The organism is Geobacillus sp. Manikaran-105 (assembly GCF_002809955.1).
Classification (GTDB): Bacteria; Bacillota; Bacilli; order Bacillales; family Anoxybacillaceae; genus Geobacillus; species Geobacillus thermophilus.
The window spans coordinates 97361-119716 of the sequence record NZ_PIJG01000001.1; the positions used below are offsets into that span (position 1 = coordinate 97361).

Here is a 22356-nt window from a genome sequence, read left to right on the forward strand (position 1 = left end):
ATGAACACGCAGTTGCTTGAGGCGTTAGCCGATCTGATGCGGGAAAAAGGCATCAGCAAAGAAGTGATTATGGAAGCCATTGAAGCGGCGCTCGTTTCCGCGTACAAGCGCAATTTCGGCCAAGCGCAAAACGTGCGCGTCGATTTAAATATGGAAACAGGGACGATCCGCGTGCTCGCCCGCAAAGACGTCGTCGAAGAGGTGACCGATCCGCGTCTTGAAATTTCGCTTGAGGAGGCGCAGCGGATCAATCCGAACTATCAAATCGGCGATGTCGTCGAATTGGAAGTGACGCCGCGCGATTTCGGGCGCATCGCTGCGCAAACAGCGAAACAAGTCGTGACCCAGCGCGTGCGCGAAGCGGAGCGGAGCATCATCTACGCCGAATTTGTCGACCGCGAAGAGGACATTATGACCGGCATCGTCCAGCGCATTGACCCGCGTTTTGTCTATGTCAGCCTCGGCAAGGCGGAGGCGCTTTTGCCGGCGAACGAACAAATGCCGAATGAAACGTACAAACCGCACGATCGGCTGAAAGTGTACATTACGAAAGTGGAAAAGACGACAAAAGGGCCGCAAATTTTCGTCTCCCGCACTCATCCGGGCTTGCTGAAGCGGCTGTTTGAGCTTGAGGTGCCGGAAATTTACGACGGGACGGTTGAAATCAAGTCGATCGCCCGCGAAGCCGGCGATCGTTCCAAAATTTCCGTCCATTCCGACAATCCGGAAGTCGATCCGGTTGGCGCCTGCGTCGGGCCAAAAGGGCAGCGCGTCCAGGCGATCGTCGACGAGCTGAACGGGGAAAAAATTGATATCGTCCGCTGGTCGACCGACCCGGTGGAGTTTGTCGCCAATGCGTTAAGCCCAGCGAAAGTGCTGCGCGTCATCGTCAATGAAGAGCAAAGGGCGACGACCGTCATCGTTCCGGACTACCAGCTGTCGCTCGCCATCGGCAAACGCGGGCAAAATGCCCGTCTGGCGGCAAAATTGACCGGCTGGAAAATCGATATTAAAAGCGAGTCCGAGGCGCGGGACATGGGCATTGATCCGTATGCGCCATCCACTTCGCTTGATTTCAACGGCGCGGCGGCCGATAATGAAAATAGTGATGAGAACGTCCAATCATTCGATGCATCGGCGGAAATCGAGTGAGGGGGAATAGAAATGGCAGCGCAAAAGAAAATTCCGTTGCGCAAATGCGTCGTCACTGGAGAGATGAAGCCAAAGCGGGAAATGGTGCGCATCGTCCGCTCCAAAGAAGGAGAGGTGTCGATCGACCCGACCGGCAAAAAAGCGGGGCGGGGCGCGTATATTACCCTTGACCCGGATTGCATTTTACAGGCGAAAAAGAAAAATATTTTGGCCCGCCATTTAAAAGCCGACATCGCCGACTCGCTCTATGACGAGCTGCTTGCTTTGGCGAAAAAGGAGAAACAGGCAGGACAATGAAACAGAACCGCTGGGCATCGCTGTTAGGGTTGGCGCAGCGGGCCGGAAAAGTCGTTTCCGGAGAGGGACTTGTCGTCAAGGAAGTGCAACGGGGCAGGGCGCGGCTCGTGTTGCTTTCGGAAGATGCGTCGGCCAACACGGAAAAAAAAGTGACGGATAAATGTGCGTTTTATGGCGTCCCGCTTTGCAAAGTGCCGGACCGGTATGTGCTGGGCGGCGCGATCGGCAAAGACGCCCGCGTCGTCGTCGCCGTCACCGACGAAGGGTTCGCGCGCCAATTGCAAACGATGCTCGACCGATCTTTATGGGGGTGACTGTATGTCAAAAATGCGTGTGTACGAATATGCGAAAAAACAGAACGTGCCAAGCAAGGACGTTATTCATAAATTGAAAGAAATGAACATTGAAGTAAACAATCATATGGCCATGCTCGAGGCCGATGTCGTCGAAAAGCTTGACCATCAATACCGCCCAAAGGCCGAAAAGAAAACCGAAACCAAAAATGAAAAGAAAGCGGAAAAGAAAACCGACAAGCCGAAGCGGCCGATGCCGGCGAAGACGGCCGATTTCTCGGATGAGGAAATTTTTGACGATGCAAAAGAAGCGGCCAAGCCGGCCAAGAAAAAAGGGGCGGCGAAAGGGAAAGAAACAAAACGAACGGAGGCGCAGCAGCAAGAAAAGAAAGCGTTCCAAGCGGCGAAGAAGAAAGGAAAAGGGCCGGCGAAAGGGAAAAAACAAGCGGCCCCGGCCGCGAAGCAGGTGCCGCAGCCGGCGAAAAAAGAAAAAGAGCTGCCGAAGAAAATTACGTTCGAGGGTTCGCTCACCGTGGCCGAGCTGGCGAAAAAATTGGGCCGCGAGCCGTCGGAAATTATTAAAAAGCTGTTTATGCTTGGCGTGATGGCGACGATCAACCAAGACTTGGACAAAGATGCGATCGAGCTCATCTGCTCCGACTACGGCGTTGAAGTGGAAGAAAAGGTGACCATTGACGAAACGAACTTTGAAGCGATTGAAATTGCCGATGCTCCGGAAGACCTGGTTGAACGGCCGCCGGTTGTCACGATCATGGGGCACGTCGACCATGGGAAAACGACGCTTCTTGATGCGATCCGCCATTCGAAAGTGACCGAGCAAGAAGCGGGCGGCATTACGCAGCACATCGGCGCTTACCAAGTCACCGTCAATGACAAAAAAATTACGTTCCTCGATACACCAGGCCATGAAGCGTTTACGACGATGCGGGCGCGCGGCGCGCAAGTGACCGATATCGTCATCCTTGTCGTCGCGGCCGATGACGGGGTCATGCCGCAGACGGTCGAGGCGATCAACCATGCCAAGGCGGCAAACGTGCCGATCATCGTCGCCATTAACAAAATGGATAAACCGGAAGCGAACCCGGACCGCGTCATGCAAGAGTTGATGGAGTACAACCTCGTTCCGGAAGAATGGGGCGGCGATACGATTTTCTGCAAGCTGTCAGCGAAAACGAAAGAGGGCCTCGATCATCTGTTGGAAATGATTTTGCTTGTCAGCGAGATGGAAGAATTAAAAGCCAATCCGAACCGGCGCGCGGTCGGAACGGTCATTGAAGCGAAGCTCGACAAAGGGCGCGGCCCGGTGGCGACGCTGCTCGTTCAAACCGGCACGCTCAAAGTCGGCGATCCGATCGTCGTCGGCACGACGTACGGGCGTGTGCGGGCGATGGTCAATGACAGCGGGCGGCGCGTCAAGGAAGCGGGGCCGTCGATGCCGGTGGAAATTACCGGGCTGCACGACGTGCCGCAAGCCGGCGACCGTTTCATGGTGTTTGAGGATGAGAAAAAGGCGCGGCAAATCGGGGAAGCGCGGGCGCAGCGGCAGCTGCAGGAGCAGCGGAGCGTGAAAACGCGCGTCAGCCTCGACGATTTGTTCGAACAAATCAAGCAAGGCGAAATGAAAGAGCTGAACTTGATCGTCAAAGCCGATGTTCAAGGATCGGTTGAGGCGCTGGTTGCCGCCTTGCAAAAAATCGATGTCGAAGGCGTGCGGGTGAAAATCATCCATGCGGCGGTCGGCGCCATCACCGAATCGGATATTTCACTGGCGACGGCATCGAACGCTATCGTCATTGGCTTTAACGTCCGCCCGGATGCGAATGCGAAGCGCGCCGCTGAATCGGAAAAAGTCGACATCCGCCTCCATCGCATCATTTACAACGTCATTGAGGAAATTGAAGCGGCGATGAAAGGGATGCTCGACCCGGAATACGAAGAGAAAGTCATCGGCCAAGCGGAAGTGCGGCAAACGTTCAAAGTGTCCAAAGTTGGCACGATCGCCGGCTGCTATGTCACCGACGGCAAAATCACCCGCGACAGCAAAGTGCGCCTCATCCGCCAAGGCATCGTCGTGTACGAAGGCGAAATCGATTCGCTCAAACGGTATAAAGACGATGTGCGCGAAGTGGCGCAAGGATATGAGTGCGGCTTGACGATCAAAAACTTCAATGACATTAAAGAAGGGGACGTTATTGAAGCGTACGTCATGCAGGAAGTGGCTCGGGCATGATCGGCTTTGCCGCATGCGAATGTCTCATTTATAACGCCCGCTCGCTGAAGGACAAACGGGCCGTCCTGCAGCGGGTGCTGACAAGGATTCGGCAAAAGTACAACGTCTCTGTGGCTGAACTCGATTATCAAGACGCATGGCAGCGGGCGAAAATCGGCCTTGTCGCCATCGCGTCGAGCCGAATGGCGGCTGAGCGGGAACTCGAGCGGGCCTTGGCCTTGATCGATTCGTTCCCCGAGTTGGAGCGGGCGTCCACATCATTTGAGTGGTTGTAAACCGAGGTGATGGATGATGAACATACGGGCAACTCGCGTTGGCGAGCAAATGAAAAAAGAGTTGAGCGACATTATCGGCCGCAAGCTGAAAGATCCGCGCATCGGTTTCGTCACCGTCACCGATGTGCGCGTCACCGGCGATTTGCAGCAAGCGAAAGTGTACATTAGCGTCTTAGGCGATGACGAGCAGCGGGAGAACACGCTGAAAGCACTGGAAAAGGCGAAAGGATTCATCCGTTCGGAAATCGGGCAGCGCATTCGCCTGCGCAAAACGCCGGAAATTTTGTTTGAGATCGATGAAACGATGGAATACGGCAGCCGCATTGAGCGGCTGATCCGCGAAATTTCCGACGGCGACCGCCGCCGGCCGGAAGAGGCGGAGGATGGTCCAAACAATGGATAGACGAACCGTCTATCCATTTCCGTTGCGCGAGTATAGACAGGGAAAGGGTGCGCCGATGGACGGGGTATTGCTGCTCAACAAACCAAAAGGAATAACGTCGCACGACTGTGTGGCAAAGGTGCGCCGCCTGCTTGGGGTAAAAAAAGTCGGCCATACCGGCACGCTCGATCCAAATGTGTCCGGCGTCCTGCCGCTTTGCCTTGGCAAAGCGACGCGCATTGCGGAATTTCTTACCGGAGCGACGAAAACGTACGAAGGGGAAGTGACGCTCGGCGCAGCGACGACGACCGAAGACGCCGACGGTGACGTCGTTGCCGTCCGGCCGGTCGAGCGGCCGATTGCGCGGGTGGAAATCGAAGCCGTTTTCCGCCGCCTTATCGGGGAAATCGAGCAAACGCCGCCCATGTATTCGGCGGTGAAAGTCGGCGGCAAAAAGCTGTATGAATATGCGCGCGCCGGCATCGAGGTGGAGCGCCCGACGCGGCGCGTGACGATTTACGAGCTCGAGCTGCTCGATGATCGCGAGCAGTTTGCCGGGGAGACGGTGTCATTTCGCTTCCGCGTCACATGCAGCAAAGGCACGTATGTCCGCACGCTCGCAGTGACGGTCGGCGAGCAGCTCGGCTATCCGGCTCATATGTCCGATCTCATCCGCACAGCGTCCGGCCCGTTTCGGCTTGAAGATTGTGTGACGCTTGAAGAAGTCGAGCGCCGGGCGGCCGACGGAACGGCCGCCGCCTTGCTCATTCCGATCGAGCAAGCGCTTTTTCATTTGCCGAAATATGAAATCAATGATAAAGTAGCAGAGAAAGTAAAAAACGGGGCGCTGCTCCGGCTTCCCGCCTTTTTGCATGCGCTTGACGGGCCGGTCGTGCTCGTGACGCCCGAGCGGGAGGCGCTGGCCCTGTATGTAAAGCATCCGGCGCGCCCGGGCTTGATGAAACCGCTCAAAGTGTTTCGTTGACGCCGGGCGAAGCGCGGAAAAAAAGTAAGGTGGGTTATGGACATGGAAACGATATTTCTTTCGCATCCGCATCGCTTTGAGCGCCAGACGCTTCCCCCGACGGTGATGGCGCTCGGCTATTTTGACGGCATTCACCTTGGCCATCAAAAAGTGATCCGGACGGCGGTCGAGATTGCGAATGAACGCGGATACGAAAGCGCGGTGATGACGTTTCATCCTCATCCGTCCGTCGTGCTTGGCAAACAACCTGAGCTTCGTCTCATTACCCCGCTTAACAAAAAAGAGCAGTTGGTTGCGGCGCTTGGCGTGAATCGACTGTATATCGTCGAATTTACACCGGCGTTCGCCAACCTGCCGCCGGAGCAGTTTGCCGATCAATATTTAGATGGGCTTCATGTCAAGCACGTCGTCGCCGGTTTTGATTTCACTTATGGCCGGTTCGGAAAAGGGACGATGGAGACGATGCCGCTTCATGCGCGCGGCCGCTTTGGGCAAACCGTTGTTCCAAAGCTGGCCGTCGACGGGGAAAAGGTGAGTTCGACAAGGGTGCGGAAGCTCATTGAAGAAGGGGCGGTCGATCAGCTCCCCCGCCTCCTCGGCCGTTTTTATGACATCGAAGGGACGGTTGTCGCCGGGGAGCAGCGCGGGCGGACGATCGGGTTCCCGACGGCCAACATTGCGTTAAATGGCGACTACCTATTGCCGGCGGTCGGCGTTTACGCCGTCAAAGCGACCGTTGGCGGCCGGACGTACGAAGGGGTGGCGAACATCGGCTACAAACCGACGTTCCATGCGGCGCGCGAAGGGTTGCCGAGCGTGGAAGTGCATTTGTTTGCGTTCGCGCGCGACATTTACGGGGAAACGGTGACGGTTGAGTGGCACCGCCGCCTGCGGAGCGAGCGCAAGTTTGCCGGCGTCGCCGAGCTAGCGGCGCAAATTGCCCGCGACAAGGAAGAAGCAAAACAGTATTTCCGGCGTTTGGACGAAAAGACTTGCATTTTGCCGGAAAAAGAGGTATTCTAATCAATGTATGCGAACCGTTGCTTGGCCAGGCGAGTCACCGACGCCCGCTCGGCAAACGGGGATCGAAGACTAGGGAGGTGAACCATGATGGCATTGACGCAAGAGCGCAAACGTGAAATCATCGAACAATTCAAAGTCCATGAGAACGACACCGGTTCTCCGGAAGTGCAAATTGCGATTTTGACAGAGCAAATCAACAATTTGAATGAGCATTTGCGCGTCCATAAAAAAGACCATCATTCTCGGCGCGGCCTGCTGAAAATGGTCGGGAAACGCCGCCGGCTGTTGGCCTACTTGCGCAATAAAGATGTGGCGCGCTACCGTGAAATAGTTAAGAAACTTGGATTACGTCGATAAAAAAGCGGGAGCATTCCCGCTTTTTTGCTAGTTTATAGGCGCCGTTTGCGCGGCGATGATACAATAGCGCCAATTCGTCTATACTAATCATCAGCAGATCCCTTATTTTTGTACATAGAGAGGAGTACTCGTCTGTATGGAACAAGAGAAACGCGTGTTTTCCATCGATGTGGCTGGACGCCCGCTCGTCATTGAAACCGGCGAACTGGCAAAACAGGCGAACGGGGCGGCGCTCGTCCGCTACGGCGATACGGTAGTGCTGAGCACGGCCACCGCATCGCGGGAAGCGAAAAATGTGGACTTTTTCCCGCTGACGGTCAACTACGAGGAGCGGCTGTACGCGGTCGGGAAAATTCCGGGCGGGTTTATTAAACGGGAAGGCCGCCCGAGCGAGAAAGCGATTTTGGCGAGCCGGCTCATCGACCGGCCGATCCGCCCGTTGTTTGCCGAAGGATTCCGCAACGAAGTGCAAGTCGTATCGATGGTCATGAGCGTCGACCAAGACTGCTCCCCGGAAGTGGCGGCGTTGATCGGTGCGTCTACGGCGTTGACGATTTCCGACATTCCGTTTGAAGGACCGATCGCCGGTGTCATCGTCGGCCGCGTCGATGGCCAGTTTGTCATCAATCCGACGGTCGAGCAGATGGAAAAAAGCGATCTGCATCTTGTCGTCGCTGGGACGAAAGATGCCATCAACATGGTCGAAGCCGGCGCGGATGAAGTGCCGGAAGAAGTGATGCTCGAAGCGATCATGTTCGGCCACGAAGAAGTCAAGCGGCTCATTGCTTTCCAAGAGGAAATTGCCGCCCAGGTCGGCAAAGAAAAAATGGAAGTCGTCTTGTATGAACCCGATCCTGAGTTGGAGGCGGAAATCCGCCAACTTGCGGAAGCAGATATTAAGCGGGCGGTGCAAGTGCCGGAAAAACTGGCGCGCGATGCTGCCATCGAGGATGTAAAAGCGGGCGTCATCGCCAAGTACGAAGCAGAAGAGGCGGATGAAGAGAAGCTGAAGCAAGTGCAGGAAATTTTGCACAAGCTTGTGAAAGAAGAAGTGCGCCGTTTGATTACAGTTGAGAAAATCCGTCCGGACGGGCGCAAAGTCGATGAAATCCGCCCGCTGTCGTCGGCGGTCGGCGTCTTGCCGCGCACGCACGGGTCGGGCTTGTTTACGCGCGGCCAAACGCAAGTGTTGAGCGTTTGTACGCTCGGGGCGCTCGGCGATGTACAAATTTTGGACGGGCTTGATTTGGAAGAATCGAAACGGTTCATGCACCATTACAACTTCCCGCCGTTTTCCGTCGGCGAAACTGGGCCGATGCGCGGGCCGGGGCGGCGCGAAATCGGACACGGCGCGCTTGGGGAGCGGGCGTTGGAGCCGGTCGTGCCGTCGGAGCGCGAGTTTCCGTACACGATCCGCCTCGTTTCGGAAGTGCTCGAGTCAAACGGATCGACATCGCAGGCGAGCATTTGCGCGAGCACACTGGCGATGATGGATGCCGGGGTGCCGATTAAAGCGCCGGTCGCCGGCATTGCCATGGGGCTGGTGAAACAAGACGATCATTACACAATTTTGACCGACATTCAAGGCATTGAAGACCATCTCGGCGATATGGACTTCAAAGTCGCCGGCACGAGAAAAGGCGTCACCGCCCTGCAAATGGACATTAAAATTAAAGGGCTGACGCGCGACATTTTGGAAGAGGCGCTCATGCAGGCGCGCAAAGGGCGCTTGGAAATTTTGGACCATATGATGCAAACGCTCAGCGAGCCGCGCAAAGAGCTGTCCAAATATGCGCCGAAAATTTTGATCATGCACATCAATCCGGATAAAATCCGCGAGGTCATTGGGCCGAGTGGCAAACAAATCAATAAAATCATCGATGAAACCGGCGTGAAAATCGATATCGAGCAAGACGGCACGATTTTCATCTCCTCTGTCGATGAAGCGGCCAACCAAAAAGCAAAGCAAATCATCGAAGACATCGTCCGCGAAGTCGAAGTGGGGAAAGTGTATTTGGGCAAGGTGAAACGGATCGAAAAATTCGGCGCGTTCGTCGAGCTGTTCAACGGCAAGGACGGGCTCGTCCACATTTCCGAGCTGGCCGAGGAGCGGGTCGGCAAAGTGGAAGACGTCGTGTCGATCGGCGATGAAATTTTGGTGAAGGTGACCGAAATCGATAAACAAGGGCGCGTCAACTTGTCGCGCAAAGCGGTGTTGCGCGAGCAGCACGGCATTGCCGAGCCGCCGCGGGAAAAACGCGGAAGACGGCCGGAGCGCCAACGCATGAAGCCTTAGGAATTTGTTTCTTAAGGCTCTTTTGCTATGTTCTAACTTGTCTCCCGTAGACATATGGTTGTAGTAGTGAAAAAGGAGGGGGACAAGGGTGAACAACGGCTATGCCCGATACATGGCGCTAGCGGTCATGTTTCTCATCGCTTGGATGGCGGTTCAGTGGCCTCCGGTCGGCGGCTACATCGAGAGCTGGCGCCCGGCGGAAATGACCGCCATGAAAGAACGCGACAAACTGTACGAGACGATTGTCAAGCAGGCGAAGCAATACGAAATTCCCGCCCAGGATGCGGTCATTGATAAAGTGTGGAAGGCGACGCCGGGGTACAACGGGCTCGCTGTCGATATTGACGCCTCTTATGAAAACATGAAGAAAACGGGAACGTTTGATGAACGAAAACTCGTGTTCCGCCAAGTGCCACCGCGCGTTCATTTGGATGACTTGCCGCCGGCGCCGATCTATCGCGGCCACCCCGACAAACCGATGGTCTCGCTGCTCATCAACGTGGCCTGGGGGGAAGAATACATCCCCGATATGCTTGAGACGTTGAAAAAACACGGGGTGAAGGCGACGTTCTTTTTGGAAGGGCGATGGGTAAAAAACCATCCGGAGATGGCAAAAATGATAGCAGATGCCGGCCATGAAATCGGCAACCATTCCTACAGCCATCCGGATATGAAAACGCTCAGCAGCGAAGCGGTCCGCCGCGAACTGGAAAAGACGAATGAAGTCATTGAAGCGGCGACGTCGGTCAAATGCAAATGGTTTGCCCCGCCGAGCGGCAGCTACCGTGATGACGTCGTCAACATCGCCGCCGAGCTCGGCATGAAGACGATCATGTGGAGCGTTGATACAATTGATTGGCAAAAACCGTCGCCATCTGCTATAGTGAAACGGGTAACATCAAAAATCCATCCCGGCGCCATGATTTTGATGCATCCGACGATGCCGACGGCGGCCGCACTCGATGAGCTGATCGCCTCGATCAAGCGGAAAGGCTATGCCATCGGCAGCCTGACAGCCTTATTCGACGAGAAAAGACTGGCCAAAAAACAGGAGGAACATGGAGTTGATTAACAAGTACACGTGCAAAAACGGCGTGCGAATCGTGCTGGAGCAAATTCCGACTGTAAGGTCGGTGGCCATCGGCGTATGGATCGGCACAGGTTCGCGCAATGAGACGGAACAAAACAACGGCATTTCCCACTTTTTAGAGCATATGTTTTTTAAAGGGACGGCGACGCGCACGGCCCGGGACATCGCCGAAGCCTTTGACAGCATCGGCGGGCAAGTGAACGCCTTTACGTCGAAAGAGTATACGTGCTATTACGCCAAAGTGTTGGACGAACATGCACCGTTCGCGTTGGAAATGCTTGCCGATATGTTTTTCCACTCGACGTTCGTTGAGGACGAGCTGCAAAAAGAGCGGAACGTGGTGCTTGAGGAAATCAAAATGTACGAAGACACGCCGGATGACATCGTCCACGATTTGCTCGGCAAGGCATGCTATGCGGGTCATCCGCTCGGCTACCCGATTTTAGGCACGGAAGAGACGTTGCGCACGTTTACGGGGGACACGTTGCGCCAATATATGGCCGACTACTATACTCCGGATCGCGTTGTCGTTTCCGTTGCCGGCAATGTCGATGAGCGGTTTATCACTGAAGTCGAACGTTATTTCGGCTCGTTCACTGCGTCCCGCAAGCCCGCTCCGTCAGGGACGCCGACGTTTGTGCCGCAAAAGCTCGCGCGCAAAAAAGACACGGAGCAGGCGCACGTATGCATCGGGTTCAACGGCCTGCCGGTCGGCCACCCGGATGCGTATCCGCTTCTGATCCTCAACAATATTTTAGGCGGCAGCATGAGCAGCCGGCTGTTTCAAGAAGTGCGCGAACAGCGCGGATTGGCGTATTCGGTGTTCTCGTACCATTCCGCCTACCAAGACAGCGGCTTGCTCGCCATTTACGCCGGCACGGGGAGCAGCCAGCTTGACGTTTTGTTTGAAACGATCCAACGGACGCTGCGCCAGTTGAAAGAAGACGGTATTACGGAAAAAGAGCTGCATAACAGCAAAGAACAGATGAAAGGAAGCTTGATGCTTGGGCTTGAAAGCACGAACAGCCGCATGAGCCGCAACGGCAAAAACGAACTTCTTCTCGGCCGCCATCGCTCGCTTGACGAGATTATCGAGGAAATTGAAAGCGTCACGGTGGAAAAAGTGAATGAGCTGGCGCGCACCGTTTTTACCGATGATTACGCGCTCGCCTTAATCAGCCCGGATGGCGTGCTGCCGCGCCCGCTTCGATCGTAGCCGCCTGTCGGGCATAAAAAAAGCTAACGACCCGTTGTGAGGTTGTTAGCTTTTTTCGTTTGGCGCGCCCGTCATTCTTGTTCCGGAGCGTCGATCATCACCATATCGGCGCCGATTTTGCGAATATACTTCCACGGCACGCGAATTTCCTGCCCGTCTTTGCGAAACCCGAACCATTTTCCAGTCGGGATGAGCAACGCTTCGATTTGCCCTGTTTGCTCGTTGATTTCCAAATCCGTTTGCCCAAGCACCCCAAGCCGCTCCGCCCGCCGCACATCGACGATTTCTTTGCCGCTTAATTCACTCAGCCTCACGCTGATTCCCCCTTCCCTCTTCCCTACTTCTATTGTAAGAAACGGGCGGGCAAAAAATGCCGCCCGCCAATGGCCTATTTTTCCGCCAAGGGCATTCACCTATATTTTTCTTCCAACATAAGATGGGAAAAGAAACGGAGCAGTTTGCCAGTAAAGAAGGTGACGAGGACATATGATGCTGACAGGAATGCATGTCGCCATCATCGGCGGTGATGCGCGGCAACTTGAAGTGATTCGCAAGCTTGTTGAACTGGACGCCAAATTGTCGCTTGTCGGCTTTGACCAGCTCGCCCACCATTTTACCGGGGCGACGAAGATGTCGATCGAGGAGGTCGATTTTGCCGACCTGGATGCGATCATTTTGCCGGTTCACGGCACGACATTGGATGGCAAGGTCAACAGCGTGTTTTCCCACGAGCCGATTCCGTTCACGGAAGAGATGGTGCAAAAAACAGCCAAGCGGTGCACCGTTTATTCCGGCATCAGCAACTCGTATTTAGACGAACTGATGAAAAAGACCGGGCGCAAATACATCCAGCTGTTTGAGCGCGATGATGTCGCCATTTACAACTCGATCCCGACCGCTGAAGGAACGGTGATGATGGTGATCCAGCACACCGATTTTACGATTCACGGTTCCCGCATCGCCGTTTTAGGATTGGGGCGCGTCGGCATGACCGTCGCCCGGACATTTGCCGCTTTGGGGGCAAAAGTGAAAGTCGGGGCGCGCCGGTCGGAACATTTGGCCCGCATTACGGAAATGGGGCTTGAACCGTTTCATTTAAATGATTTGGAAAAAGAAGTGCGCGATATCGACGTTTGTGTTAACACCGTCCCCCATTTGATTGTAACGGCGAGCGTCATCGCGAAAATGCCGGCCCATACGCTGATCATCGATTTGGCGTCAAAGCCGGGCGGCACCGATTTCCGCTATGCTGAAAAGCGCGGAGTGAAAGCCATCTTGGCGCCTGGGCTGCCGGGGGTCGTCGCGCCGAAAACGGCCGGACAAATTATCGCCAACGTCTTGGCGCAGCTTTTGTATCAAGATTTACAGAAACGGGAGGAGAATAAACAATGAGCGAAAAAAGCCTGAAGGGGAAGCGGATCGGCTTCGGCCTGACTGGATCGCACTGCACGTATGACGCTGTGTTCCCGGAAATTGAAAAACTCGTGAATGAAGGGGCGGAGGTGCTGCCAATCGTCACGTATACGGTGAAGACGACGAACACCCGGTTTGGCGAAGGGGAAGAGTGGGTGAAAAAACTCGAGCAATTGACCGGGAACGAGGTGATTGACACGATCGTCAAGGCTGAACCGCTCGGGCCGAAAATCCCGCTCGACTGCATGGTCATCGCGCCGCTGACCGGCAACTCGATGAGCAAGCTGGCAAACGCCATGACCGATTCACCGGTGTTGATGGCCGCCAAGGCGACGATGCGCAACCACCGCCCGGTCGTGCTCGGTATTTCCACGAATGACGCCCTCGGCCTAAACGGCGTCAATTTGATGCGGCTGATGGCGGCGAAAAACATTTACTTCATCCCGTTTGGCCAAGATGCTCCGCACGCCAAACCGAACTCGATGGTGGCGCGCATGACGCTCCTGCATGACACTGTGCTTGCCGCCTTGGAAGGAAAGCAGCTGCAGCCAGTTGTGATCGAACGGTTCCGTTACAACGACTAACGGAGGGTGTGGAAAATCGACGCCGGACAGAAAAATTTTCTCTCGTCCGCAGCGGAATGTGATAAAATAAAGACTATGAATTCATCTCTTTAGAGTGACGATGTGGAAGGAGAATGGCTGATGGCTGAAAAACAATACCATGTCGCTGTCGTCGGAGCCACGGGGGCAGTCGGACAACAAATGGTGCGGACGCTTGAAGACCGGAACTTCCCGGTCGGAACATTAACGTTGTTATCGTCAGAACGCTCGGCTGGCAAAAAAATGCGCTTCCGCGGCAGAGAGATTGAAGTGCAGGCCGCCGCGCCCGAGCGCTTTGATGGGGTTGATATCGCCTTATTCAGCGCTGGCGGCGCAGTGTCGAAAGCATTGGCGCCGGAGGCGGTTCGGCGCGGGGCGATTGTCATCGACAACACGAGCGCATTCCGGATGGAGGAAAACGTGCCGCTTGTCGTCCCGGAAGTGAACGAAAGCGATTTGACATGGCATAACGGCATCATCGCCAATCCGAACTGCTCGACGATTCAAATGGTCGTGGCGCTTGAGCCGATTCGGAAGGCGTTCGGCTTATCCCGCGTCATCGTTTCCACGTACCAGGCCGTCTCGGGAGCAGGGGCGCAGGCGATTGAAGAGCTGTACGAGCAGACGAAAGCGGTGCTTGACAATAAGCCGTTCGAGGCAACCATTTTGCCGGTCAAATCGGACCGGAAGCATTACCCAATCGCGTTTAACGCCATTCCGCAAATCGATAAGTTTCAAGATAACGGGTTTACGTTCGAAGAGATGAAAATGATCAACGAAACGAAAAAAATCATGCATATGCCCGAGCTGAGCGTCGCGGCGACGTGCGTGCGCATTCCGGTGGCGAGCGGGCATTCGGAGTCGGTGTATATCGAGATCGAGCAAGACGGCGTCACGGCTGCCGATTTGCAAGCGGTGCTGCGCGAGGCGCCGGGCGTCGTTCTCCAAGACGATCCGAGCGAACAGCTGTATCCGATGCCGGCCAACTGCGTCGGCCAATACGACGTCTTTGTCGGCCGCATCCGCCGCGATTTGGACAACAGCCGCGCCTTTCATTTATGGATTGTTGCCGACAACTTGCTAAAAGGGGCTGCTTCAAATTCCGTGCAAATTGCCGAAAGTTTGCTGAAGCTCGGGCTCATTTAACGAGCATCGGGGTGTTATCATGAAAATCATTGTTCAAAAGTTCGGCGGCACGTCCGTCCGCGACGAACGCGGGCGAAACTTGGCGCGCCGCCATATTGAAAACGCGCTTGGAGATGGGTACAAAGTCGTCGCCGTTGTATCAGCGATGGGCCGCCAAGGCGATCCGTATGCGACCGACACGCTTCTTGGCTTGATCGGCGGAGCCCGTCACCATGTGACGAAGCGCGAGCAAGATATGCTTATGGCGTGCGGGGAAATCATTTCGAGCGTCGTGTTCAGCAACTTGCTGAACGAACACGGCATCAAGGCGACGGCGTTTACCGGCGCGCAAGCCGGATTTCGCACGACCAGTGATCATACGAACGCCAAAATTGTTGAAATGCGCTGCGAACGGTTGCTTGAAGCGCTTCGGGAATACGACGTCGTCGTCGTCGCCGGCTTTCAAGGCATGGCGGAAAACGGAGACATCACAACGCTCGGGCGCGGCGGGAGCGATACATCGGCCGCGGCGCTCGGCGCGGCGCTAAACGCCGAGTGGGTTGACATTTTTACCGATGTCGATGGCGTGATGACGGCCGACCCGCGCATTGTCGAAAATGCTCGGCCGTTGGAAGTTGTCACCTATACGGAAATTTGCAATATGGCGTACCAAGGGGCGAAAGTGATCCATCCGCGCGCGGTGGAAATCGCCATGCAGGCGAAAGTGCCGCTGCGCATCCGTTCAACGTATTCCGATGGGCCGGGGACGCTCGTTGCGTCATCGGTGCGCGGTCAAAGAGGAAGCGATGTGAAAGAGCGTCTCGTCACGGGCATTACGTACGTCGCCAATGTGACGCAAATGAAAGTGTTGGCAAAAGAAGGGCATTATGAACTGCAGTCGGATGTATTTCAGGCGATGGCTCACGAAGGAATCAGCGTCGACTTTATCAACATTTCACCGTACGGCGTCGTCTATACGGTGAGCGGAGATATGACGGAAAAAGCGATAGCCGCTTTGCGCCGCATTGGCTATGATCCGGTTGTGACGCCCCGCTGCGCCAAAGTGTCGGTCGTTGGCGCCGGCATTGCCGGTGTGCCGGGAGTAACGGCCAAAATCGTCACCGCTCTATCGGAGCAAGGCATCCAAATTTTGCAATCGGCAGACAGCCATACGACCATTTGGGTATTAGTCAAACAAGACGATATGGAAAAGGCCGTCAATGCCTTGCACGACGCCTTTTGCCTGTCCGAGGCCGAACAGGACGAATGATCAACCGATTTGAAAATGAGGAGTGAAAACCGTGGTTCAGTTCGGGAATGTCGTCACTGCGATGGTCACCCCCTTTGACCGAAAAGGAAACTTAGATTTAGCGAAAACGACAGAACTCGTCAACTATTTGCTTGACAACGGCACGGATGCGCTTGTTGTCGCAGGCACGACCGGCGAATCGCCGACGTTGACGACGGAAGAGAAAGTCGCACTGTTCCGCCATGTCGTTTCCGTCGTCAATGGCCGCGTGCCGGTTATTGCTGGGACGGGAACGAACAATACGCGCGCCTCGATCGAGCTGACGAAACGGGCGGAAGAAGCAGGCGTCGACGCTGTCATGCTTGTGGCGCCATATTACAACAAACCGAATCAAGAAGGGCTGTATCAGCATTTTAAAGCGATCGCTGAGAGCACGCCGCTGCCGGTCATGTTGTACAACGTGCCGGGGCGCACGTCGGTCAACCTCGCTCCTGAGACCGTCATTCGGCTGGCCGCGATTCCGAATATTGTCGCGGTCAAAGAAGCCGGCGGCAATTTAGAAGCGATGGCGGAAATCATTGAACGCACGCCGGACGATTTTCAGCTGTATAGCGGCGATGACAGCTTGACGCTGCCGGTGTTGGCGATCGGCGGCGCCGGCGTGGTTTCTGTTGCATCGCACATCATCGGCAACGAAATGCAACAAATGATTCGTGCGTTCCAGGCCGGCGACCATCAAGCCGCCGCCGCGTTGCACCGGAAATGGCTGCCGCTCATGAAAGGGCTGTTCGCTGCGCCGAGCCCGGTGCCGGTGAAAACCGCCCTGCAGTTGCGCGGCTTGGATGTCGGCTCGGTGCGCCTTCCGCTCGTTCCGCTCACCGAGCAGGAGCGAAACGAGCTCAGCCGTCTGCTTGATGCTTGATGGCCATATCCGTGCAGCAAATGACCCCAGCGTCGGTTCGGACGTTGGGGCTTTTTTGTCGAGACGGTGAAATGCGCCGGCTCGTTCATGAACCATCTTGTGTTTTTTGGCGTCAATTCGTTATAATAAAGGCAAGTGACTTTGAGCGGGTTAGCATCACAATTGGGAGGACGCAGCCTTGAAATCCAAAATAAAGCCAGTAGAGAAAATACGCATTTTTGCCCTTGGGGGAGTCGGGGAAATCGGCAAAAACATGTATGTCGTCGAATTGGATGAGGACATTTTCGTCCTCGATGCCGGGGTGATGTTCCCGGAAGATGAGATGTTTGGCATTGACAAAGTCATCCCGGACATTGCCTACTTAATTGAACGGCAGCACCGCATTCAGGCGATTTTTCTCACTCACGGGCATGAGGAGCATATGGGAGCGATCGCCTACGTGCTCAAGCAGCTGTCTGTGCCAGTCTACGGGACGAAGCTGACGCTCGGGTTGGCGGAAGCGATTTTAAAAGAGCAAGGCATTGCAAACGCCAAACTGAATGAAATTCATCCTGACGCTGAACTGCTGTTTGACAAAGCAAAAGTGACGTTTTTCCGCACGATCCACAGCATCCCCGATTCCATCGGCATCAGCCTGCATACATCGCAAGGGGCGATCGTGTACACGAGCGATTTTAAATTTGACCAGACGCCGTATGGCAATAATCGCGCCGACTTGGGGAAAATGGCGCAAATCGGCGAACAAGGGGTGCTTTGTCTTTTGTCGGACAGCACGAATGCCGAGCGTCCGGGCTACAGCGGCTCTGATACAGCCGTCGCCCATGAGATTGCAGATGTGATCGGCCACGCGAAAGGGCGCGTGTTTGTCGCCTGCTATGCCTCGAACATTACGCGCATCCAACAAGTGCTTTACGCCGCCAAGCAGTACGGGCGCAAGGTGGCGGTGATCGGCAAAACGCTGCATAAAATTATGGACATCGCCGTCCGCCTCGGTTATTTGCATCTGCCGGACAAGGTGACGATTTCTGCCTACGACTTGGACCGCTATGGGGATGATGAACTTGTCATTTTGACGACCGGGGGTCATGGCGAGCCGATGAGCGCGCTTTGGCGCATGGCGCGGCAGGCGAACAAGCAGGTGAACATTAAAGAAGGAGACACCGTCATCGTCGCTGCTTCTGTCATGCCGGGGTATGAGCTTGGGTTTTCGAAAACGATCGACGCCCTATACCGGGCTGGGGCGAACGTCATTTACCGCGATCGGCAAGTGCACGTGTCCGGGCACGGCTGCCAAGAAGAGCTTAAGCTCATGCTTAATTTGATGAAGCCGAAATATTTCATCCCGGTGCATGGGGAGTACCGAATGCAAAAGGCGCACGCCCGGTTGGCGAAGGCGGTCGGCATCTCGGAAGAGCGGACGTTTTTGCTTGACAAAGGTGAAGTGGTCGAATTTCGCGGCGGAGCCGCCCGCCCTGGCGGTAAAGTGCCGTACGGCAACATTTTAATCGATGGCCTCGGCATCGGCGACGTCGGCAACATTGTGTTGCGCGACAGGCGTTTGTTGTCGCAGGACGGCATTTTGATCGCCGTGGTGACACTAAACAAAGAAGCGAAAACGATTGCTGCTGGACCGGAAATCATCTCGCGCGGATTCGTTTATATGCGCGAGGCGGAGACGCTGTTGGAAGAGGCTGAGCAAATGGTGGCGGAGATCATTAAGCGCTGTCTGGAATCATACATGCTGGAATGGTCATCGTTAAAGGCGAACATTCGCGAGGCGCTAAGCCAGTTTTTGTTTGAGAAAACGAAGCGAAAGCCGATGATTTTGCCGATTATTATGGAGGTATAACGCAATCATGCTCAAAGTCCAAGGGAAATGCTGGAAACGGTGAACCGTTGCCGGCATTTTTCTTTTTCTTTTCGGCCATACTAAACGTATGACCGATAGAAAGGAGAAGGAATCGATGGACAAGGAGCGTTACCTTCAGGAAGAGACGGAAGAAAAACCGGAAACGAAAACGGAAGAGGCCACTGCTGCCATCACCCAGCTTGGGCAGACGAACGTCCCGCAAATGGAACCGGATACGAACATTCATTGTCTGACGATTGTCGGCCAAATTGAAGGTCATATTCAGCTGCCGCCGCAAAACAAGGCGACAAAATACGAACATGTGATCCCGCAAATCGTCGCCATTGAGCAAAATCCGAAAATCGAAGGGCTGCTCGTCATTTTAAATACGGTCGGCGGTGATGTGGAGGCCGGGCTTGCGATTGCGGAAATGCTCGCTTCGCTGTCAAAACCGACCGTTTCCATCGTGCTTGGCGGCGGCCATTCGATCGGCGTGCCGATCGCCGTTTCGTGCAACTATTCGTTCATCACTGAGACGGCGACGATGACGATTCATCCGATCCGTTTGACGGGGCTTGTCATTGGCGTCCCGCAGACGTTTGAGTATTTGGATAAAATGCAGGAACGCGTCGTCCGCTTCGTAACGAAGCATTCCAACATTAGCGAGGAGAAGTTTAAAGAGCTCATGTTTTCCAAAGGCAATTTGACGCGCGACATCGGCACGAACGTCGTCGGTCCCGATGCGGTCCGGTACGGCTTGATCGATGAAGTGGGCGGCGTCTCACAGGCCATGGCGAAGCTGCGCCAGCTGATCGAAGCGAAAAAAGGCGGCGAAGGGAAGATGATCCAATGATTTTGTACACGATCATGCCGGAACATTTGGTGTTCCCGGTCGATGCGGCCGCGTATGAAAAGCAAAAGCTAGTGCATTACGAAGGCATCCCGTTGCTCGTCCAAATGACCGATACGGGCGAATATGAAATCGTGCAAAACTTAAGCACCAACCCCTATCATTTTTTAAACGCTAAGTATGCGCCAGGGGTGCGGTTTCCGGTTTCTGTCGCAACATCGTAATGAATTGTCAAGTTGTTCATGATATAATAATAGACAAACGGAAAAAAGCAGCCATTGTTGGCTGCTTTTTTCCGGCTTGCCAATTCATTCATGCTGGAGTGAGCGATCATGGCGAAACGAAAGCGACAAAAAAAAGGAAAACCGCCAAAGAAACAGTCATGGACGGAGACGATTCGCTTTGAATTGATCGGTCTCGGGCTGCTGGCTGTTGCCGTTGTGGCGATGGCTCGCCTCGGGCTTGTCGGGGAAACATTCGTGCTTGTCGGCCGCTTTTTTTTCGGCGAATGGTACATGCTGTTAATAGGGGGAGTGTTCATTTTATCGCTCATCCTCATTTGGAAACGATCGTGGCCGTCATGGGCGAGCCGTCCGTTTGTCGGCGTGTCAGTCATCACAGCGGCGCTTTTGCTGCTAAGTCACGAAAAGTTGTTTGAGCTCATGTCGCGGCGCGGTGAGCTTGATCCGAGCGTCATCCGGACGACGTGGGCGCTGTTTTGGAACGAGGCGGGCGGAAAGGAGTCCCATGCCGACCTAGGCGGCGGAATGGCTGGCGCTCTGTTGTTTGCCGCCAGCTATCAGCTGTTTGATTCGCTCGGGACAAAATGGATTTGTTTTCTGCTGTTTGTAGTCGGCTTTGTCGTATTGACCGGGAAATCGCTGCGCGAAACGATCGGACAGATAGTTGTTGGGGCGGCCGCGCTTGTGCGGAAGGAATGGCTGGCGTTCGTCGCCGATGTGAAACAATGGCTCGCGGGGAGAAAACGGCGAGCGAGTGTAGAACGAGGCCGGCGTTCACGGCGGACGGCCGCCTATCCGGCCGAGGAATCGGCAGAAGCCGGGGCTGCTGAGGCGGACGACGAATTGCTTTCGCCGCCGCCGATCATATCCGATTTTGCCGCCGTCCGGGCGGCCGCCGAGCCGGAAGAAGAGAAACAGCTGCCTGCGGAAGATGACGACAGCGAAGGGGGGGCATCCCCGCCGTTGGCGTTTTCCGAGCATGAAAATGCCAATTACGATTTGCCGCCGCTTGAACTTCTCCGTCCGCCAAAGCCGGCTGGGCAATCGACCGACCATGCGAATATTTATGCCAATGCGCGCAAGCTGGAAAAAACGTTCCAAAGCTTTGGCGTCAAGGCGAAAGTGACGCAGGTGCACCTTGGCCCGGCGGTGACAAAATATGAAGTGTACCCGGACGTCGGGGTGAAAGTAAGCAAAATCGTCAGCTTAAGCGACGACTTGGCGCTCGCCTTGGCGGCGAAAGACATCCGCATTGAAGCGCCCATCCCCGGCAAGTCCGCAATCGGCATCGAAGTGCCGAACGAGGAGATCGCCACCGTCTCGCTGCGCGAAGTGCTGGAGGCGGTCGAGCACACAAGGTCCGAATCCAAGCTGTTGATCCCGCTCGGGCGCGACATTTCCGGGGAAGTCGTTGCCGCCGAGTTGAACAAAATGCCGCATTTGTTGATCGCCGGCGCTACCGGGAGCGGGAAAAGCGTCTGCATCAACGGCATTATCGTCAGCCTGCTCATGCGCACCAAGCCCCATGAAGTGAAGTTGATGATGATTGACCCGAAAATGGTCGAGCTAAGCGTCTACAATGGCATTCCGCATCTGTTGACGCCGGTCGTCACCGATGCGAAAAAAGCGGCTCAAGCGCTGAAAAAAGTCGTCCAAGAAATGGAACGGCGCTACGAGCTGTTTTCCCATACCGGCACGCGCAACATTGAAGGGTATAACGAGCATATCCGTCAGCAGAACGAAGCCGCGCTGGAGCAGCAGCCGCTTTTGCCATATATCGTCGTCATCATTGACGAACTGGCTGACTTGATGATGGTCGCTTCGTCAGATGTGGAAGAGGCGATCACTCGGTTGGCGCAAATGGCGCGCGCGGCCGGCATTCACTTGATCATCGCCACTCAACGCCCGTCGGTTGACGTTATCACGGGCGTCATTAAGGCCAACATTCCGTCACGCATCGCGTTCAGCGTCTCATCGCAAATTGACTCACGCACCATTCTCGATGTGGGCGGGGCGGAAAAACTTCTCGGCCGCGGCGACATGCTGTTTTTGCCCATGGGCGCGTCCAAACCGGTGCGCGTGCAAGGCGCATTTGTGTCCGATCAAGAAGTGGAAGACGTCGTCCAATTTGTCATCGGCCAGCAGCAGGCCCAATATTACGAGGAGATGATCGTGCCGGAAGAGGAGGCGAACGCATCGGCCTTCGAAGACGACTTGTATGAAGAGGCCGTCCGCCTTGTTGTGGAAATGCAAAGCGCTTCTGTGTCGATGCTGCAGCGCCGCTTCCGCATTGGCTACAACCGCGCCGCCCGGCTGATCGACGCCATGGAGGAGCGAGGCGTCGTCGGTCCGTACGAAGGGAGCAAACCGCGCGCGGTTCTTTGGTCGAAAGAAGATTTGAAAAAGACGTCGTAGCACTCGGCGGAAAATGGGCCTCAGAGCATTTGGTCAGAAAAGCGCTGGCGTCACAAGGTTTTTCCATTGAAC

Annotated in this window: 22 protein-coding genes; 21 read left to right on the plus strand and 1 reads right to left on the minus strand. The window is 55.2% G+C overall.

Features of this window, described 5'->3' with window-relative positions; translation table 11 throughout:
* From nusA to CV945_RS00575, 12 genes are all read left to right on the plus strand, one after another.
* Positions 1-1152: a transcription termination factor NusA gene (nusA, locus tag CV945_RS00520; RefSeq protein WP_094239897.1), complete on the plus strand. Its 1152-nt coding sequence runs from the start codon at positions 1-3 to the stop codon at positions 1150-1152.
* Between the two features lie 12 nt (positions 1153-1164).
* Positions 1165-1449 carry an RNase P modulator RnpM gene (gene rnpM, locus CV945_RS00525; protein WP_033016843.1) on the plus strand — a complete coding sequence of 95 codons (285 nt, stop codon included), beginning with the start codon at positions 1165-1167 and terminating at the stop codon, positions 1447-1449.
* Positions 1446-1763: a YlxQ family RNA-binding protein gene (locus CV945_RS00530; RefSeq protein ID WP_033008083.1), complete on the plus strand. Its 318-nt coding sequence runs from the start codon at positions 1446-1448 to the stop codon at positions 1761-1763. Before rnpM ends, CV945_RS00530 begins: the two co-directional genes overlap by 4 nt.
* Positions 1764-1767: 4 nt before the next feature.
* A complete protein-coding gene (gene infB, locus CV945_RS00535; protein ID WP_100658916.1) occupies positions 1768-3993 on the plus strand; it encodes a translation initiation factor IF-2 in 2226 nt (741 codons plus the stop codon).
* Complete coding sequence (locus tag CV945_RS00540; RefSeq protein ID WP_033008081.1) at positions 3990-4268, plus strand: DUF503 domain-containing protein; 279 nt, start codon at positions 3990-3992, stop codon at positions 4266-4268. The genes infB and CV945_RS00540 overlap by 4 nt, the downstream gene beginning before the upstream one ends.
* 16 nt (positions 4269-4284) lie before the next feature.
* A complete protein-coding gene (gene rbfA / locus CV945_RS00545) occupies positions 4285-4671 on the plus strand; it encodes a 30S ribosome-binding factor RbfA (protein WP_033008079.1) in 387 nt (128 codons plus the stop codon).
* A 55-nt stretch (positions 4672-4726) separates the two neighbouring features.
* Positions 4727-5635, plus strand: a complete 909-nt coding sequence (gene truB / locus CV945_RS00550; RefSeq protein ID WP_033008077.1) for a tRNA pseudouridine(55) synthase TruB — start codon at positions 4727-4729, stop codon at positions 5633-5635.
* A gap of 36 nt (positions 5636-5671) precedes the next feature.
* Positions 5672-6658 (plus strand): bifunctional riboflavin kinase/FAD synthetase, encoded by a 987-nt coding sequence (gene ribF / locus CV945_RS00555; RefSeq protein ID WP_033008075.1) that lies wholly within the window; start codon positions 5672-5674, stop codon positions 6656-6658.
* An 87-nt stretch (positions 6659-6745) separates the two neighbouring features.
* Positions 6746-7015, plus strand: coding sequence for a 30S ribosomal protein S15 (rpsO, locus tag CV945_RS00560; RefSeq protein ID WP_033008170.1), 270 nt, complete (start codon positions 6746-6748; stop codon positions 7013-7015).
* Between the two features lie 136 nt (positions 7016-7151).
* Positions 7152-9311, plus strand: a complete 2160-nt coding sequence (pnp, locus tag CV945_RS00565; protein WP_100658917.1) for a polyribonucleotide nucleotidyltransferase — start codon at positions 7152-7154, stop codon at positions 9309-9311.
* A gap of 88 nt (positions 9312-9399) precedes the next feature.
* Positions 9400-10383, plus strand: a complete 984-nt coding sequence (locus tag CV945_RS00570; protein WP_033008071.1) for a polysaccharide deacetylase family protein — start codon at positions 9400-9402, stop codon at positions 10381-10383.
* Entirely contained in the window at positions 10370-11617 is a 1248-nt protein-coding gene (locus CV945_RS00575) for a M16 family metallopeptidase (RefSeq protein ID WP_100658918.1), read from the plus strand. The genes CV945_RS00570 and CV945_RS00575 overlap by 14 nt, the downstream gene beginning before the upstream one ends.
* A gap of 71 nt (positions 11618-11688) precedes the next feature.
* Here the strand turns inward: CV945_RS00575 and CV945_RS00580 are convergent, their stop codons facing one another.
* A complete protein-coding gene (locus CV945_RS00580) occupies positions 11689-11931 on the minus strand; it encodes a YlmC/YmxH family sporulation protein (protein ID WP_033008066.1) in 243 nt (80 codons plus the stop codon).
* A gap of 172 nt (positions 11932-12103) precedes the next feature.
* Between CV945_RS00580 and dpaA the strand changes: the two genes are divergently transcribed.
* The 9 genes from dpaA to CV945_RS00630 all read left to right on the plus strand — a co-directional run bounded on the left by dpaA (position 12104) and on the right by CV945_RS00630 (position 22284).
* Positions 12104-13009, plus strand: a complete 906-nt coding sequence (dpaA, locus tag CV945_RS00585; RefSeq protein WP_033008065.1) for a dipicolinic acid synthetase subunit A — start codon at positions 12104-12106, stop codon at positions 13007-13009.
* On the plus strand, positions 13006-13614 hold the full coding sequence (locus CV945_RS00590; RefSeq protein ID WP_033016831.1) for a dipicolinate synthase subunit B: 609 nt from the start codon (positions 13006-13008) through the stop codon (positions 13612-13614). Before dpaA ends, CV945_RS00590 begins: the two co-directional genes overlap by 4 nt.
* 120 nt (positions 13615-13734) lie before the next feature.
* On the plus strand, positions 13735-14778 hold the full coding sequence (gene asd / locus CV945_RS00595) for an aspartate-semialdehyde dehydrogenase (protein WP_033008061.1): 1044 nt from the start codon (positions 13735-13737) through the stop codon (positions 14776-14778).
* 19 nt (positions 14779-14797) lie between these two features.
* On the plus strand, positions 14798-16027 hold the full coding sequence (dapG, locus tag CV945_RS00600; RefSeq protein ID WP_033008060.1) for an aspartate kinase: 1230 nt from the start codon (positions 14798-14800) through the stop codon (positions 16025-16027).
* Positions 16028-16058: 31 nt separating this feature from the next.
* Positions 16059-16928, plus strand: a complete 870-nt coding sequence (gene dapA / locus CV945_RS00605) for a 4-hydroxy-tetrahydrodipicolinate synthase (protein WP_033008058.1) — start codon at positions 16059-16061, stop codon at positions 16926-16928.
* Between the two features lie 178 nt (positions 16929-17106).
* Complete coding sequence (locus tag CV945_RS00610; protein ID WP_033008057.1) at positions 17107-18777, plus strand: ribonuclease J; 1671 nt, start codon at positions 17107-17109, stop codon at positions 18775-18777.
* A 115-nt stretch (positions 18778-18892) separates the two neighbouring features.
* Complete coding sequence (locus tag CV945_RS00615; protein WP_033008054.1) at positions 18893-19630, plus strand: ClpP family protease; 738 nt, start codon at positions 18893-18895, stop codon at positions 19628-19630.
* Entirely contained in the window at positions 19627-19851 is a 225-nt protein-coding gene (locus CV945_RS00620; protein WP_033008053.1) for a YlzJ-like family protein, read from the plus strand. Before CV945_RS00615 ends, CV945_RS00620 begins: the two co-directional genes overlap by 4 nt.
* A 108-nt stretch (positions 19852-19959) precedes the next feature.
* Positions 19960-22284 carry a DNA translocase FtsK gene (locus tag CV945_RS00630; RefSeq protein WP_050368522.1) on the plus strand — a complete coding sequence of 775 codons (2325 nt, stop codon included), beginning with the start codon at positions 19960-19962 and terminating at the stop codon, positions 22282-22284.
* The last annotated feature ends 72 nt before the right edge of the window (positions 22285-22356 follow it).